Here is a 16,612-nt window from a genome sequence, read left to right as displayed (position 1 = left end):
AACATGATAACTAGTTTTGTAGAGAATACAATTTCATGACAAATTTACTACGTATTTAATGTTTGTAATAAGATTGTATTATTACAAGATATTTTTAACATAATTTCTTGAAACTGTTAGAAATTTCTCTTAATCCCCAGCAGTCCTAAGTACTTTTACCCAAATTAGATTTATAGTTAACCTCTTTTTTTAAAACATCCATTAAACTACTAAAAATGACGACTCTCGCTAGTAATAATACGAGAATCGCCATAAATAAGTTTCAATTATTTTTTTGCCCATAAACCCCTAAGCTTGAATATAAATGTTCAACTGACTGAAAACGAAACATCTTCTCCTTTAATTTGCCATGATGAAAAACCATTAAACAAGGTACACTCATAATTTGGTATTTTTCAGCTGCTTTTGGCATTATATTTAAATTACATGCTGCAGCAGGAAAAGGAAGCTGGAGTGTTTCTAATACAACGTCTAACATACGCCCAGCGAGCTTACACGTTCCACATAAGGGTGTATAAAAAAAGACAATGACAGGTTCTTCAGCTGTAAGAAGTTCCTTAAATCTCTCTTCACTTACTTCTTGTAACATCCACTTTTCATTCCTTCATTCGCTTATTTTAGCATAGTTTATTCAATAGAATAAACATCAAAATGAGCGTCACTTAAAATTTTTGCTAAATAAAAAAGAGGAGTTTCAGCTACTTGCCGATATTTCTTAGGCACTTCCAAATGAGTTGCGGTTGGAAGTTCACGAATTAATTGTTTGCGGAGCTTTTCTCCTGCTTCATCCGCATCTACTAAAATATAGACATCCTGACCTTCAATGGAGTCAACAAGTTCATCCAGCTTCTCTCTACCAATCGTTCCGTAGGTTGTAATAATCTCAACAGGTTCTTTTAATACACGCTCAAGTTGATTACGGTCTGTTTTTCCCTCGACGATGATTACTTTATTCACAAAAATCATACAATCGCTCCTCAGCCGTTTCTTGTAATAAACATTGTGTCTAACTACCTTTTAAAAGATGATGTATAAAGAGTTTATGTTACTTTCCTAAATATATCAAACGTTTTTGTTACAGATTTTCCGAACGAGAAAGCCCACGCAGGGCGTAGCCCGTCTTTAGACGTGGGATGATAGTGAGGTCAAATACGAAGTACCACTGATAAACCAAAGGTTTGTGGTGCTTCAAGTATTTGAAAATTCACTTTTTTTATTTATGATCGTTGTAGTTTATTGGATATACTGATAAAATTATCTATATGAATAAATATAGAAGAACGCATACAACCGTTTCGTTATTAAATTATCATTTTGTTTTTTGTCCTCGTTATAGAAGGAAAATCTTTCTTCGTGCTGATGTAGAGGAACGTTTTAAAGAGTGGGTGCAGGCAGTGTGTAAGGAACTGCAAATACAAATTATCGCTATTGAATGTGATAAGGATCATACGCATCTATTTCTTAATGCACTCCCTTCACTAAGTCCTGCGGATATCATGGCAAAAATTAAAGGAGTGACCTCTAGAAAATTGCGTGAAGAATTTCCCCACCTCGCGCATTTGCAGAGTTTGTGGACACGTTCCTATTTCGTTTCTACCGCAGGAAATGTATCAAGTGAAACGATTAAACGATATGTTGAAAATCAGAAGAAAAGAAATTAGAAAGGAGTTGAAGCCGATGGCAAGAACGAGTAAAGCAACTTATACCATTGAATTCCCTTTGTCCATTCCTGTTTGGCAGCAGCATCGTTTGGAAAAGAAATTCAAGATTGCTCGAATGGTCTATAATTCTTGTCTAGGTGAAGCTCTAAAACGACATAAAGCAGTAAAAATGGATAAGCAGTATCGTGCATGGCTTCGAGAATCGAAGTCGAAAGAACGTGATCAACAACTAGCAGCGATTCGTTTAGCTTATGGCTTTTCTGAATATGGTTTGCACCATTTTGTGAAGTCTGTTCAACGTAAATTTAAAGAACATATTGGTAGTTTTGAGGCGCAAAAATTGGCTACGAGAGCGTTTCAAGCCGTTGAAAAACTACACTATGGAAAAGCGAAGAACGTTCATTTTAAATCTTGGAAAGATGATATTTCAGTAGAAAATAAATCAAATACCACTGGTTTGAGATATCAAGATGGCTGCATTCTTTGGGGCAATCAGCCAACAAAGAAAAATCCTAAACCTAAGAGCTGGATATGTATGCCAATTGCCCCAAAAGCCAATGATGCCTATGCCCATTTAGCTTTAATGGATCGAACAAAGTATGTACGCCTCTTAAAGCGTGACGTTCGCGGGAAGGTTCGCTACTTTGTTCAGCTCATTCAAGAAGGATATCCCCCAACAAAACACAACCGTAAAATAGCGGATGATGAAACAAAACGTGTCGGGCTTGATATCGGTCCATCCACAATTGCCATTAGTAGTGAAAAGGCAGTAGAACTTCGGGAGCTTGCGCCAGGATGCAGCATGGATGGAAAGGAACTAAAGCGGATCCAACGAAAAATGGATCGATCAAAACGGACAACGCACCCTCATCATTTCGACGAAAATGGAAGGATTAAAAAGGGTCGATTGACTTGGAACTACTCCAACCGATACGAAAAGCTGCGTCAAAAACGTAAGGAACTCTATCGAAAGATTCGGGTTAAACGAAAGATGTCACACGAAAAATTAGCGAATGATATTCTATCTATGGGTTCTGATATAAGAGTTGAAACAATGAGGTTTCAATCCCTTCAAAAACGCAGTAAGAAAACAACTCGAAACAAGAAGAATGGAAAGATGAACTGCAAGAAAAGGTTCGGTCAATCACTCGCTAACCATGCCCCAGCGATGCTCCTAACCATCATTGACCGAAAACTTGGCTATCAAGGAAGAGTTGTTAAGAAAATAGATACCTACGCTGCAAAAGCAAGTCAGTTCAATCATATAACAGGTGAATACACGAAGAAACAGCTGTCGGAACGTTGGAATGATGTTGGCATGTTTCGGATTCAACGAGATTTATATAGTGCCTTTTTGATCGAAAACACAAATGAAACGCTCAATTCCGTTGATGTGGATTTATGCAGTGCACAATGGGATCGTTTTGTTGAACTGCATCACCGTGAGATTGCAAGGCTAAAACAATCAGCAGGTAAAACATTGCGCTGGTTTGTCGCATAAAACGAAATGCTTGGTCGTGACAACGCCCAAGAGAAAGCGGAACGATAAACACACAAGGAGTCCTTAAGGGCTTGCTTGGAGAAGTGTCTTGCTGCACGCAATACGTCCGTTAATGTTCTAGGAGAAAGCACACCAGTACTTTGGTAGAAACTCTTCCGATAAGGAAAGATAAGGGTACCATTGAGAAGTGTGCCAGATACTAAGTATTCACTGTATCCTAGAACCCCACTGCTTTAGCTGTGGGAGTTGTCAGAAACTTTTATTAAATAAAAGTTTGATATTAAAATAGGTTCGTATTAGTTGAAGTTAAGGTATCTAAAAACGCCTGAAGGTTATAATGACCCTTCAGGCGTTTACAATTTATTCATCATATTAGATAAGGCAATATGTATGAATTAGTCTTCTTGGTTAATCATTTCTTCATATTGTTCAGCTGTCATAAGCTTTTCAATCTCAGAAACATCACTTGGTTCTATCACAATCATCCATGCTTTTTCATATGGTGATTCATTTACAAACTCTGGGCTGTCATCAAGATCTTCGTTAATTTCAACAACTTTTCCATTGATTGGTGCATAGAGCTCTGATACCGTTTTAACAGATTCAACACTTCCAAACGGCTCATCTGCTTCTATCTCATCTCCTACTTCTGGAAGTTCAACAAATACGATGTCTCCTAGCTCAGATTGCGCAAAGTCTGTAATGCCAATGCGGACTTTGTCTCCTTCAACTTTTACCCATTCGTGCTCGTCTGAATAACGTAATTCTTTTGGTATGTTCATGTTAATCCCTCCAAGTTTTTGTTGTTGAATGCTTTGTTCCCAAAATCAGTATTTTATAATTCATATAATATTATATGAATTATAGTTCAGCAACAGCATTTCTCAAAAGATAAGAAAGCATAAAATTAGGTGTCCAGCTTCAGCGCCTATCCCTTCGAGTCAAATAACCTTACGACGTAAAGGTAAAAAACACCTTTTCGTCGTAAGAACATTTGCTTGTCAGGGGTGAACAAGGCGCTTGCGCTTTTCTTATTTCCATGTGCTGTCAAAGGTTTCTTCTTTAAAGCCAACTGTGATCTTTTCACTATCTGTGACAATCGGCCGCTTAATCAGCATACCATCAGATGCAAGCAGGTCCAACATTTCCTCTTCAGAAGCTGTTTTAAGCTTGTCTTTTAACCCTAACTCGCGATACTTTTGTCCGCTTGTATTAAAAAACTTTTTTAATTCTAACCCGCTTTTTTCATAAAAATCTTTTAACGCTTCTTTTGAAGGCGGGTTTTCAACAATATGTACAGGTTCAAATGCAATGTGATGTTCTTCAAGCCATTTTTTTGCTTTGCGGCATGTTCCGCATTTTGGATACCAATAAAACGTTAGTCCCATCAGCTCACTTCCTTTCTGAACAGTCTACCCCCTTATTATAGCTTACAAACTTGTTTATGATAAGGAACTTAACTATAAGAAAGGGAGCCAACTTCTAGAATCGGCTCCTTTACAGATATCTTTTTTAACATATATATCGTTCAGCTTCAAAAATTTTGTTGGCAATTTTCCGTTTTTTTTCAATAACATTAATCGGAGTATGTCTAGTTAACTTTCGAAGGGCAGATAAAACAATTCGGAGCATATCTCCTTGTTCGATTGTTAGAATCGACTCTTTTGCATGTGCTTCAATACGGTTAAAAGCTTCTTGGCAACATACTTCTGTTAAAAGAATTTTTTGTTTATTTTTTTCAATTCCTGTTTTTGCAATGGCTTTCTCACTTCTTAAAACCGCTGATTCCATTGCATAAATTTCGCTGACAATATCAGCAATGTTCACAAGAATTTCTTGTTCTTTCTCAAGATTCTTTCCGTATTTTTGAACCGCTGATCCTGCGATTAATAGAAAAATCTTTTTGGCCATTTTGACAAGATATTTTTCCTGAGCAAGCGGCCTATCTTCCACTTCTTCCGGCATAAGCATCACCAGTTCCTCCTGCAGCTTTTCTGCTTTTTCAATAAGCGGAAGTTCTCCTTTCATCGCTTTTTTAAGCAGTGTTCCCGGTACGAGAAGACGATTAATTTCATTAGTTCCTTCAAAAATACGATTAATTCGTGAATCACGATACATATTTTCTACTTCATATTCTGCCATAAATCCATAACCACCATGAATTTGCACAGCTTCATCGACCACATAATCAAGTATTTCCGTTGCAAAAAATTTATTTAATGAACATTCCACCGCATATTCAGCAATCGCTTTAGCAATTTCTTTTCCATCGTTTTGCTTTTCTTCTGAAAGGTTGCCGAGTCTTTCTTCAAATAAGCCTACTGTTCGATATACAGAGCTTTCAGCGGCATAAGTTTGAACCGCCATCTCAGCAAGCTTCTCGCCAATAAGCGGAAATTTCGCAATTGGTGTATTAAACTGCTTGCGCTCATTTGCGTAAACTGACGAAAGTTCAATGGCGCGCTTTGCTGCACCAACTGTTCCAATCGCTAGTTTATAGCGGCCAACATTTAAAATATTGAAGGCAATAACATGTCCTCTGCCAACTTCACCTAATACATTTTCTTTCGGAACGTTTACTTCATCTAAAATAAGCGTGCGAGTTGATGAACCTTTAATGCCCATTTTCTTTTCCTCTGGTCCTGTTGAAACGCCTTCAAAATCGCGTTCTACAATAAATGCACTAAAATGCTCGCCAGCTACTTTTGCATAAACGATAAAAATATCAGCAAACGCTGAATTTGTAATCCACTGTTTTTCACCATTTAAAACATAATGGGTTCCTTCTTTATTTAATACTGCCGTTGTTTTCGCACCAAGCGCATCCGAGCCTGAACCTGGTTCTGTTAACGCATAGGCTGCAATTTTTTCCCCTGAAGCAAGTGCAGGTAAGTATGTTTGTTTTTGTGCTTCTGTACCAAAAAACACAATTGGCAGTGAGCCAATTCCAACATGAGCACCAAAACTAAGCGAAAAAGAGCGCGCTCTTGAAAATTTTTCAGTAATTAATGACGAGCTGATTTTATCTAGACCAAGTCCACCATAAGCCTCGGGAACATCTGCACCTAACAAGCCCAATTCCCCTGCTTTTGTTAACAAATTTCTTGAAAGATGAAATTGGTGTTCTTCAATTTGATCTAAAACAGGGACAACTTCTCTTATAATAAAGTCTTCTGTTGTTTTTCCAATCATCCTATGTTCTTCTGTAAAATCTTCTGGGGTATAGATACGTTCTGATTTTATATCTTCTACTAAAAAACTGCCGCCTTTTAACGGCTCATCTGTTTGATATGACACACACGCTTCCCCCTTTACAAAAGTTCGAAAACTCCCGCCGCTCCCATACCGCCGCCAATACACATCGTTACTAAGCCAAACTGCTCGCCTCGCCGCTTCATCTCATGTAGAAGTGTTATTGTTAGCTTTGTTCCTGTACAGCCAAGCGGATGACCAAGCGCAATCGCACCTCCGTTTACATTTACTTTATTACGATCAAGGTTAAGTTCTCGAATTACCTGCAAGCACTGCGAGGCAAACGCTTCATTTAATTCAATTACACCAATATCGCTTAGAGAAAGACCTGCTAATTGAAGGGCTTTTGGGACAGCTTCAACAGGACCAATCCCCATTATTTCTGGCGGAACACCTGCAACCGCGAATGATCGGAATTTCGCAAGTGGAGTTAATCCTTCCGCTTTTGCTTTTTCATGGTCCATAACGAGTACAGCAGCTGCTCCATCACTCATTTGGGAAGCATTTCCCGCTGTCACACTTCCGTTAGTTGAAAAGGCCGGACGTAGGTTTGCGAGTATTTCTAATGAGGTATTTTCTCTTATTCCTTCATCTTCTGAGAAAGAAATCACTTCTTCCTGAAAGTGATTTTTTTCATTTATATACCGTTTCTTGACTTCAACCGGGACAATTTCCTCTGTAAACTTCCCTTCCTTCACCGCTTTTGCTGCGCGTTTATGACTTTCGACTGCATATGCATCTTGCTCTTCACGACTCAGCCCAAATCTTCTGGCAACTTCTTCGGCTGTATAGCCCATTCCCATATAATATTCCGGCGTATTTTCAACAATTTGAGCATTCAACCGCATCACATGACCACCCATTGGCAGTAAGCTCATCGATTCTGCACCGCCAGCTAAAACGGTTTTTGCCTGCCCGAGCATAATTCGTTCAGCCGCATAGGCAATGCTTTGTAAACCTGATGAACAGTAGCGGTTAATTGTAATCGCAGGCACAGTGTGAGGAAGACCCGCCAGAACACCGATATTACGTGCCATATTCAGTCCCTGCTCAGCTTCGGGAGCAGCACAGCCGATAATAAGATCATCAATTTCTCCGTCATATTCTCCTGCGCGCTTTAATGTTTCTTTTACAGCAACCGCGCCAAGGTCATCAGGTCTCGTGTTGGCAAGTGTTCCTTTATTTGCTTTCCCAACCGGTGTTCTTGCACCTGAAACTATCACTGCTTCTCTCAACGTTTCCTTCACCTCTCTTCGTTAATTTCGAAGCGGTTTTCCATTTACAAGCATATACTGCATCCGCTCTTGCGTTTTCGGTTCACCAATCAGACTTAAAAAGGCTTCCCGTTCAAGATCAAGTAAGTATTGTTCCTCTACAAATGTACCGTATGCCACTTTACCGCCCGCAATTACGTAAGCTAGCTTTTTAGCAATCTTCATATCATGATCACTAATATATCCGCCGTATTTCATCGATTGGGCTCCCATCAGCATGGCTGCATAACCACTTTCGCCGACAACTTGAATTTTCTTCGACTGCCGCGGCTGAAAGTTTTGATTATAAAGCTGAAGCACTTTTTGTTTTGCATCATATAAAAGGCTGTCATTATTTATCGTAATGCCGTCACTTTCTCTTAAAAATCCATTTTTTCTTGCTTCTTGAGCGGAGGATGAAACTTTCGCCATCGCAATTTGTTCAAACGTTTTATTCGCAATCCTTTGTAAATCAAGGTTTATTCCATGCGGAAGCCCTTCACTCATTCTCATATAAAGCTCTTTATTTCCCCCACCGCCCGGAATGAGTCCAACGCCTACTTCTACTAAACCAATATACGTTTCAAAAGATGCCTGCATGCCTACTGCCGGAAGACAAACTTCTGTTCCGCCGCCTAATGTCATACCAAACGGCGCGGCAACAACAGGTTTTTTCGCATAACGAATGCGTGACATTGTTCTTTGAAACATTTTAATCATAAAATCAATTTCAAAATAGTTGTCATCTTGTGCTTCCATAAGCATCAAAGCAAGGTTCGCTCCAACACAAAAATTTTTTCCCTGATTGCCGATTACAAGCCCTGCATAGCCTTGTTCTATTTCATCAATCGCCGCATTAATCATCTGTAAAATATCGATGCCAATCGCATTACTTTTTGAGTGAAATTCTAAACAAAGCACCCCATCTTCAAGATCAACAAGACTTGCACCGCTGTTTTTCTTTAAAACAGGCGTTTGTTTTTTTAAGGTAGAAAGACGAATTACCTTTTTGTTTTCCGCAATTGGCACATACTTACCATGGTGATAATACGATCGTTCCCCTTCAGCTTCTGAATAAAAAGAAAAAAAGCCCGCCGCAAGCATTTCTTCAATCCATTCCGGCACTTCTTCTCCTGCTTCTTTCATTTTTCTTACAGCTTTTTCAACACCCACAGCATCCCAGATTTCAAACGGTCCAAGCTCCCAACCGAATCCCCATTTCATTGCTTGATCGATCGCATAAATGCTGTCTGAAATTTCATATGCTTTTTCCGCTGAAAATAATAAAACTGCCTTTGTCATTTCCCATAAAAATGTTCCTGCGCGGTCCCCGCTGTAAAGAAGTGTTCTTAGTTTTTCAGAAGTAGATTTCATTCGTTTTGCCGCTTCCATTGAGGGCGTTTTCATTTTTTTCTTTCTTTCATATTGGAGGGAAGAAATATTAAGTTCAAAAATTTCACTGCCATCTTTGGTTTTCTTCTTTAAATAAAATCCCTGCCCTGATTTACTGCCAAGCCAGCTCTTTTCAGCCATTTTTTTCATAAATTCAGGTACTTTAAACATCTCTTTTTCTTTTCCATCTACTTGGTCGAAAACATTATTAGCGACATGAATAAATGTATCGAGACCCACAACATCTAACGTACGAAATGTAGCACTCTTCGGCCTTCCTATTAATGGACCCGTCATATCATCTACTTCGCCAATTGTATAGCCGCCTTTTATCATTTCCTGTACAGCCGCTAAGAGGCCATATGTTCCAATACGATTGGCAATAAAGTTTGGCGTATCTTTTGCAAGTACCGCCCCTTTGCCGAGTACCTCTTCTACAAATTTATGCATGGTCGTCACAATTTCAGGTTTTGTATCCTTTGTTGGAATCAGTTCAAGCAATTTTAAATAACGAGGAGGATTAAAAAAATGCGTTCCGAGGAAATGCTGTTTAAAATCTTCTGATCGATCTTCAGCCATTTTCTTTATTGAAATACCTGATGTATTTGAACTAACAATGGTTCCTTGTCTGCGATAGCGGTCAACCTGCTCAAAAATTTTTTTCTTAATCTCAAGTTTTTCGACCACAACTTCAATAATCCAATCCGCCTCATGAAGACGCTGCACATCATCTTCAAAGTTGCCAATCTCAATAAGACTGCTGTTTTCTTTTACGGCAAGCGAAGCCGGCTTTTGTTTTAATAACCTTTGTTTTGCTTCATTTCCGATTCGATTGCGCACGATTTTGTCTTCTAATGTCAATCCTTTTGCCTTTTCTTCATTCGTTAATGCCTTTGGAACCATATCTAAAAGCAGCACTGGGATTCCTATATTCGCCAAGTGTGCCGCAATGCCTGAGCCCATAACTCCTGAACCTAACACGGCTGCTTTATAAATTTGAACTGCCATCGTCCTCCCCCTTTTTATAAATAAGCACTCATTCATTTTATGTACAAAAAAAGAAAGACATTCTTCTATATTTAATATGCGGCATCCTTACTGTTTAACTGTCCGAATCACTAAAAAAATGAGGAGTTTATCTCCTCATTTTCCAAATACTCCTTTTAGTACAAACGTTACATTAGCAGGTCTTTCAGCGAGACGGCGCATGAAGTAACCATACCAATCTTTTCCATAGGGGATGTAAACCCGCATTCGATAGCCTTCTTCCGCCAACTGAAGCTGACGTTCCACACAAATTCCATACAGCATTTGAAATTCAAATTGATCATGTGGAATATCATGCTCTTTAATAAGTTGTTTTGTATAGTCAATAATGGCGTCATCGTGGGTGGCAACTGCCGTATAATTTCCATTTAACAAGTGGGCTTTGATCATTTTTTTAAAAGAGCTGTCAACATCATCTTTCTTTGGAAAAGCAACTTCTTTCGGCTCTTTATAAGCCCCTTTTACAAGTCTTAAATTAGGGTTGTAATCCTTCAAATCGTGAATATCCCCTAATGAACGATACAAATAAGCCTGAATAACCGTCCCAACACAATCAAAGTCTTTTCGAAGTTCTTTAAATAAGTCTAATGTTGCTTGACAGCGCGGTTCATCTTCCATATCAATGGTTACAAAAACATTATGCTTTTGCGCTTCTCGTAAAATGTTCCGCATGTTTTCTAACGCAAGTTCTTGATCAATATCTAATCCAAGGGATGTTAATTTCAATGAAAGCTGTGAATTTAAATTTTCTCTGCGGATGGTTTGAACAGCTTTAATACAGTGATCAACCATTTCCTTTGTTTCTTGTTTCGTTGTAATAAATTCACCAAGATGATCAATTGTTGCGTCAAGTCCTTTTTCATTTAGTTCTCGAATTACATTGACTGTACTTTCAAGTGAGGCTCCTGCTACAAAACGTCCTGCTCCAAAACGAAGTCCGTATTTTTTTGCTAATGTTGTACACACTTTGTTTTTCCCTAAAAATAAAAATACATTTCGCATCATTTGTTCCATCGCGAACACGCTCCAATGTTCAATAATTTTTTTACCAATTAGCAAATCTAATAGTTGATTTTCATACCGATACATTCGTAAATTTTTAGTTAAAGAAAATAATTTGCATGTTTTTAGACCTATTTCATCAAACTACCCATAAGCCTGTTTACTTTCAGGCATGAGCATATAAGGAGGTTCCAATATGAATCAACAGCAAATAAATCAACAGTCCGCACAGCAAACAATGCCGCAGCCGCCAAATGTTGTTTCAACCAAAGATGAAATGTACATTACCGATATGCTTTCATGGAATTTATTAACAATGAAGAAAGCACATTTTTTTGCGATGCACTGCCAAGATCAAGAAATCAAAACAGCCCTCGAACAAGCAGGTCAAATGCATCAACGCCATTATGAAAAAATTTTGTCGCATCTTCAGCCTGCAGGCATCAATAAACAACTTCAACAATAAGTTCTACAACTATTTACGAGGGAGGTATTTTAATGAACCAAAGTAAAATTCAGAATCAAGAAACAATGATCCCAAAAACACCGCAGATGAATGATCGTGATTTGATCAATGATATGCTTGCCACTGAAAAGTATTTAACTGCTTCTTACAGCACAGCATTAAATGAAGCAAGTCATGAACAGCTTTATCGGGATTTATCAGCTGTTTTTAACGAAACACAAGATTGTCAACGTCATTTATACAATTTAATGTTCCAAAAAGGTTGGTACAGTCTTGATGCAGCACAAGATCAAAAATTACAGCAATCTTATCAGCAGTTTTCCGGTTATACAAACCAATTCCCATACAATACAAATATGAAACAATAACAAAAAACGCCACTAGTTAGCACTTACGTTAAGATAGACAAAAAGAACATTACAAAAAAACGCCAACTCTTTATCGGTTGGCGTTTCTGTGTTGATTCTCTTTATTTAGTTCTTTCATTTATTCTGTCGGCCACATTGATTGATGGTACGACATATCCCAAAACATATACTCATAGCGGCTCGTGTTTACAAATATTTCTTCAAGACGAGAAAGCTCTGCTTCTAATTTCCCTTCTGCAAGTTCATCTAATAATCCAATTAACCAAGCCGCAAGTTCGCCAAATTCTTCAGAAGAATACATTTGCACCCACTCCCCGTAAAACTCATGTGAAAGGGCGCCGTTTAGTTTACTAAGTTCTTTTCCAATTTCCGAATAGCTCCACATACATGGTAAAAGGCTTGCGACAAGTTCTGCCAATGAACCGTTTTGACCAACATGAAGCATATAATGAGAATAAGCAAGCGTAATTGGCGAAGCTTGTGCATTTTCAAGTTCTGCTTCTAAAATTCCAAACTTCTTTGCATATTCACGGTGCAGAGCCATTTCTTCATTTAATGTCGCGTCTAAAAGCTTAGCAAACTGCCCCATTGTTTTTAAATCATTTGCTTTAATGGCACCAATCCCAAACAGCTTTGCATAATCGATTAAAAACAAATAATCTTGAATCATGTAAAAGCGAAACTTATCTTGATCAAGGGTTCCATGTCCAATTCCTTGAACAAACGGATGATCATGACTTTTTTTCCAAATGGGCATCACTTTTTTATGAAGACGTTCTGTAAATCTCATTGTTCATTCTCCTCTACTATTTTTCTGTATGACACCAGTTGTAAATAAACGATGTCAGTACTTTTGTAAATTGAATTAGTTCTTTAATTGAGACACTTTCATTGACCGCATGAGCATTTTCTAAATCACCAGGTCCATAAATAACAGTTGGAATTCCTGCATCACCAAGCCAACCGCCATCTGTGACAGTCGGCGACATGCCAATTTTAGGAGATTCGCTCAGCACATTTTCATGAGCCGCTGCTAACGCTTTTGTTCCAGAATGGTCTGGATCAATGTCAAGTGATGGGAAAATTTCACCGCGTTCTTCAATCATTGAGGTACCGCCCCATTTAAATGTTGGCGGATGCTCGCGAAGCCACGGATCTGCTTTTGCAAGCTGCAAAAGATGGTCTTCCACTTCTTTGGCAACCTCATCATGATTTTCATTTGGATAAAAATGAACGGTTACCCATAGACGGCATTCATCTGCTATAAATGCAGCATGACGCCCTCCCTCTATAACTGCTGGATTGATTGTATTCATTCCCGCCGGAAAACCTGGATATGATTTTGTCACAGCCCAATGCCGTTCAAGCTCCTGCAGTCCTTGAATCATTTTTGTCATCTTTTCAATCGCGCTTGCCCCGTGCAAACCTCCGCCCGCATGAATCATTTTTCTTCGTGTGGCATCATGATAGGTTTGCGGACTTTTAATTGTAATCCAACCTGTAATTACGCCGCCTTGGCCTTGAATATGTAATTCACTCGTATCGACAACAACAGCATAATCGGCTGTATAGCCTCTTTCACAGCACTGAAGTGTCCCCGCTTCCCCCACTTCCTCGCCAATAACAGATTGAAACGTAAGATCTCCCGGAAGTGTTAAGCCGGCTTCTTTTAATAGTTTAACTGCAAATAACGCTCCGGCTAACCCGCCTTTCATATCCGCTGTACCTCGTCCGTACATACGTCCATCCCGAATAAACGGATCAAATGGACTTTTCTCCCAGTTCGAATGGTTATCAACTTCTGCAACATCAATGTGACCATTAATAATTAAACTTTTATATTGTTCTGAGCTGCTGCCTTTTAATACACCAACAACATTCGGATCATTTGGATAAACATCCCATTGATCAATGGAGAAATCTAGTTCTTTTAAATAGCCGGCAATAAAATCTTGTGCTTCTTTTGTATTGCGTGCCGGCGGACTTGGTGTTTCAAAACGAATTAACGTCTTTAACAGGTTAAGCAGCTCTTCCTGTCTTTCATCAATACTTTTAATAACATGATGCAGTTGTTCGTTCACATAAATCCCCCTCTAGCCAACTTCAAATTAGTTCGTGGACCCCATGTTTTTATATTGAATTTTATTGTGTATCTAACTATAATAAAAAACGCTTCTACTATAAGTAGAAGCGGCTATCGTTAAATAGTTATCGGGGCCAACTTCCACTTTCCTACGCTAGCTTTACCTAGATCAGGTCAAAGGGTTAAGGCAGCTCACCTCTCTCAGCTTAAAAGCACCCCTAGTGGTAAAAATTTATGAAATTATTATCCACCTTTAGTCTAACATTTTTTATAAAATTAACAACATTCATTCAGGAAAAGTCACAAGAAGAAACACGCAGCTAAAACACTTTCCTAAGATCAATTTTTTTCCATTTCGTCAAAAAAACTACTCAATAAAACTCCTCTTTATGTTAAGATGAAACCAAAGAGAAACTATTAAATTACTTTTTATAAACCCTGTTAGAAAGGCGCGTCATAAATGGATCAAAACGAGAAAAAAAAGAAGAAAAAACAGCTTCCCATGCGGCTTAATGTTTTATTTTTAACTGTATTTATCCTTTTTTCTGCCCTTATCCTTCGTCTTGGCATTGTGCAAATTGTTGAAGGGGATATGTATGAGCAGCAAACAGAAGAAACAGAAAATATCGTCACAAAAAGTGATACACCACGCGGGAAAATATTTGATGAGATGGGAAATATTATTGTTGATAACAGTCCCGTTTTTAACTTAACATATACAGCTCTTCAAACAGATTCTCATGCAAAGAAACTTGAAATTGCTGAAAAACTGGCAAAAATGATTGATAAAGATACTAGTAAAATTACAGAACGCGATAAAAAAGATTTCTATATTATCACGCGCGGGCAGCAAACATTAGTCGATCAAAAGTTCACAGCGCAAGAACTAGAAGAAATTAAGAGTAAACATGAAGAAGTAAAAGATGCTGATAGAGAAATTTACACCTTATTATTAGAACGAATTACAGAAAAAGACTTAGCCGAGATTGCAGATAACGAACTGGAAATTCTAGCAATTAAACGAGAAATGGATCGCGGTTTTGCGTTAAGCCCACAAGTTATTAAAGAAGATCTTAATAAAAAAGAAATTGCCGTTATAAGTGAAAATTTAAGTGAACTAAGCGGCATTGATATTCATGCAGATGCAGCCCGCATTTCTCCTTATGAAGATTCTGTCGCTGCCATCATTGGAACAACAAAGCAAATCCCAAAAGAACAGCAGGATTTCTATGCCGTTCGGGGGTATGACTTAAATGATTATGTTGGAACAAGTGGATTAGAACTTCAATATGAAACACTGTTAAATGGTGTAAAAGAAAAGAAAAAATACATTACAAATAAATCCGGCGAACCGATTAGTGAACCAGAAATACTAGCAGGCGAAAGCGGGAAAGATCTTGTTTTAACCCTTAATATGCAGTTTCAACAGCAGCTTGAACAAGCAGTAGAACAAGAAATTTTAAAATTTCGCGGTGCAGGTGTTGATAGTGCTTATGCAGTTGTACTTGATGCACGAACTGGCGGAGTTCTTGCAATGGTTGGGAAAAAATATGAGGGCGGCACATTTAAAAATGAAATGTACGGCACATACCTTTATGCATTCCGACCTGGTTCTTCTATTAAAGGAGCAACGATTTTAACAGGTTATGAACATGAAGTGTTAAGCACTGGTGAAGTGATTTACGACAGACCGCTTCACTTCGGGGGTACTACGATAAAAAAATCATATGGCGGTCGGTCACTTGGACATATAAATGATATTAAAGCACTAGAACGCTCTTCAAATATCTATATGGACTATATCGGCATGCGTATTGCCGGTTTTGACTTTGATCGTTATCAATGTACGATTCAAAATTGCACGAGTGAAACAAACTTAGAGATTGCCATTAATAAAATGCGCAGTTCCTTTCAACAATTTGGGCTTGGGGCGCCAACTGGTCTTGATCTTCCATATGAATCAATTGGTTATAACAGCGGAAAACCGAATGCCATCGGTCACCCAATGGACTTTTCCATCGGACAGTTTGATACGTATACACCGATGCAGCTTGCACAATATGCTTCAACAATCGCAAATAACGGCTATCGTCTGCAGGTTCACCTCTTAAAAGAAGTGCGCGAATCACGTCCAGATGAAGAGCTTGGCAAACTATTATATCGTTTTGAACCAACTGTATTAAATCAAATTAAAGTGGATCAAAAATACATTGATCGAGTGAAACAAGGATTTTATCAAGTAACCCACGGCTCCCAAGGAACAGCAACAGCTTTAAGAAGTTATCCTGTTGCAGGTAAAACAGGAACAGCACAGGAAGAAAAAAACGGGAGACCAGTAGTGAATGAAGTCTTTATCGGTTATTCGCCATATGATAATCCTGAAATTTCCTTTTCGATTATGGTTCCAAAGATGCATACAGAGGTGCCCGTTAATAGAACGATTGCTGAGCATGTGTTAAAGATTTATGAAAACTTAAAAACGACCCCTTATGAAGTAAACAGTGGGATAGACAATAAAGAAACGCAAAAAATTGAAGAAGTGGAAGAAACAGGGGAAGAATTACAATAAAAGAAAGAGGTTGACTGA

At 38.4% G+C, this 16,612-nt stretch carries 15 protein-coding genes and 1 riboswitch; of the genes, 5 read left to right on the top strand and 10 right to left on the bottom strand.

What is annotated here, in order from left to right:
• Positions 1 to 262: 262 nt before the first annotated feature.
• Entirely contained in the window at positions 263 to 589 is a 327-nt protein-coding gene (locus DS031_RS00460; protein ID WP_113803962.1) for a thioredoxin family protein, read from the bottom strand.
• Between the two features lie 38 nt (positions 590 to 627).
• Positions 628 to 966: a toprim domain-containing protein gene (locus DS031_RS00455; RefSeq protein ID WP_113803961.1), complete on the bottom strand. Its 339-nt coding sequence runs from the start codon at positions 964 to 966 to the stop codon at positions 628 to 630.
• 296 nt (positions 967 to 1,262) lie between these two features.
• Here DS031_RS00455 and tnpA point away from each other — a divergent pair, with 296 nt between their 5' ends.
• Positions 1,263 to 1,661 carry an IS200/IS605 family transposase gene (tnpA, locus tag DS031_RS00450; protein WP_113803960.1) on the top strand — a complete coding sequence of 133 codons (399 nt, stop codon included), beginning with the start codon at positions 1,263 to 1,265 and terminating at the stop codon, positions 1,659 to 1,661.
• A gap of 16 nt (positions 1,662 to 1,677) precedes the next feature.
• Positions 1,678 to 3,162, top strand: a complete 1,485-nt coding sequence (locus DS031_RS00445) for a hypothetical protein (protein WP_113803959.1) — start codon at positions 1,678 to 1,680, stop codon at positions 3,160 to 3,162.
• Positions 3,163 to 3,557: 395 nt separating this feature from the next.
• Here the strand turns inward: DS031_RS00445 and gcvH are convergent, their stop codons facing one another.
• The 6 genes from gcvH to DS031_RS00415 form a co-directional block, all read right to left on the bottom strand.
• Positions 3,558 to 3,944 carry a glycine cleavage system protein GcvH gene (gene gcvH, locus DS031_RS00440; RefSeq protein ID WP_113803958.1) on the bottom strand — a complete coding sequence of 129 codons (387 nt, stop codon included), beginning with the start codon at positions 3,942 to 3,944 and terminating at the stop codon, positions 3,558 to 3,560.
• 249 nt (positions 3,945 to 4,193) lie between these two features.
• Complete coding sequence (locus tag DS031_RS00435; RefSeq protein WP_113803957.1) at positions 4,194 to 4,550, bottom strand: arsenate reductase family protein; 357 nt, start codon at positions 4,548 to 4,550, stop codon at positions 4,194 to 4,196.
• 124 nt (positions 4,551 to 4,674) lie between these two features.
• Positions 4,675 to 6,459 (bottom strand): acyl-CoA dehydrogenase family protein, encoded by a 1,785-nt coding sequence (locus DS031_RS00430; protein ID WP_245947134.1) that lies wholly within the window; start codon positions 6,457 to 6,459, stop codon positions 4,675 to 4,677.
• Positions 6,460 to 6,473: 14 nt separating this feature from the next.
• Positions 6,474 to 7,649 (bottom strand): acetyl-CoA C-acetyltransferase, encoded by a 1,176-nt coding sequence (locus DS031_RS00425; protein ID WP_113803956.1) that lies wholly within the window; start codon positions 7,647 to 7,649, stop codon positions 6,474 to 6,476.
• 21 nt (positions 7,650 to 7,670) lie between these two features.
• Positions 7,671 to 10,067 (bottom strand): 3-hydroxyacyl-CoA dehydrogenase/enoyl-CoA hydratase family protein, encoded by a 2,397-nt coding sequence (locus DS031_RS00420; protein ID WP_113803955.1) that lies wholly within the window; start codon positions 10,065 to 10,067, stop codon positions 7,671 to 7,673.
• Positions 10,068 to 10,202: 135 nt separating this feature from the next.
• The gene (locus DS031_RS00415; protein ID WP_113803954.1) at positions 10,203 to 11,120 is read right to left on the bottom strand and encodes a proline dehydrogenase family protein; all 918 of its coding nucleotides are present in this window, start codon (positions 11,118 to 11,120) and stop codon (positions 10,203 to 10,205) included.
• Between the two features lie 184 nt (positions 11,121 to 11,304).
• Here DS031_RS00415 and DS031_RS00410 point away from each other — a divergent pair, with 184 nt between their 5' ends.
• Positions 11,305 to 11,574, top strand: coding sequence for a hypothetical protein (locus tag DS031_RS00410; protein ID WP_113803953.1), 270 nt, complete (start codon positions 11,305 to 11,307; stop codon positions 11,572 to 11,574).
• Between the two features lie 32 nt (positions 11,575 to 11,606).
• Entirely contained in the window at positions 11,607 to 11,942 is a 336-nt protein-coding gene (locus DS031_RS00405) for a spore coat protein (protein WP_113803952.1), read from the top strand.
• Between the two features lie 118 nt (positions 11,943 to 12,060).
• Here the strand turns inward: DS031_RS00405 and tenA are convergent, their stop codons facing one another.
• On the bottom strand, positions 12,061 to 12,732 hold the full coding sequence (gene tenA / locus DS031_RS00400; protein ID WP_113803951.1) for a thiaminase II: 672 nt from the start codon (positions 12,730 to 12,732) through the stop codon (positions 12,061 to 12,063).
• Between the two features lie 16 nt (positions 12,733 to 12,748).
• The gene (locus tag DS031_RS00395; protein ID WP_113803950.1) at positions 12,749 to 14,023 is read right to left on the bottom strand and encodes an acetylornithine deacetylase; all 1,275 of its coding nucleotides are present in this window, start codon (positions 14,021 to 14,023) and stop codon (positions 12,749 to 12,751) included.
• Positions 14,024 to 14,154: 131 nt separating this feature from the next.
• Positions 14,155 to 14,255: riboswitch (TPP riboswitch) on the bottom strand.
• Between the two features lie 230 nt (positions 14,256 to 14,485).
• Between DS031_RS00395 and DS031_RS00390 the strand changes: the two genes are divergently transcribed.
• A complete protein-coding gene (locus DS031_RS00390; protein ID WP_113803949.1) occupies positions 14,486 to 16,594 on the top strand; it encodes a penicillin-binding transpeptidase domain-containing protein in 2,109 nt (702 codons plus the stop codon).
• The last annotated feature ends 18 nt before the right edge of the window (positions 16,595 to 16,612 follow it).

It is taken from the genome of Bacillus taeanensis (genome assembly GCF_003318295.1).
GTDB lineage: Bacteria > Bacillota > Bacilli > Bacillales > UBA6769 > Maribacillus > Maribacillus taeanensis.
Note: the sequence above shows the minus strand (reverse complement) of the source record. Positions and strands in the feature narration are given on the sequence as shown.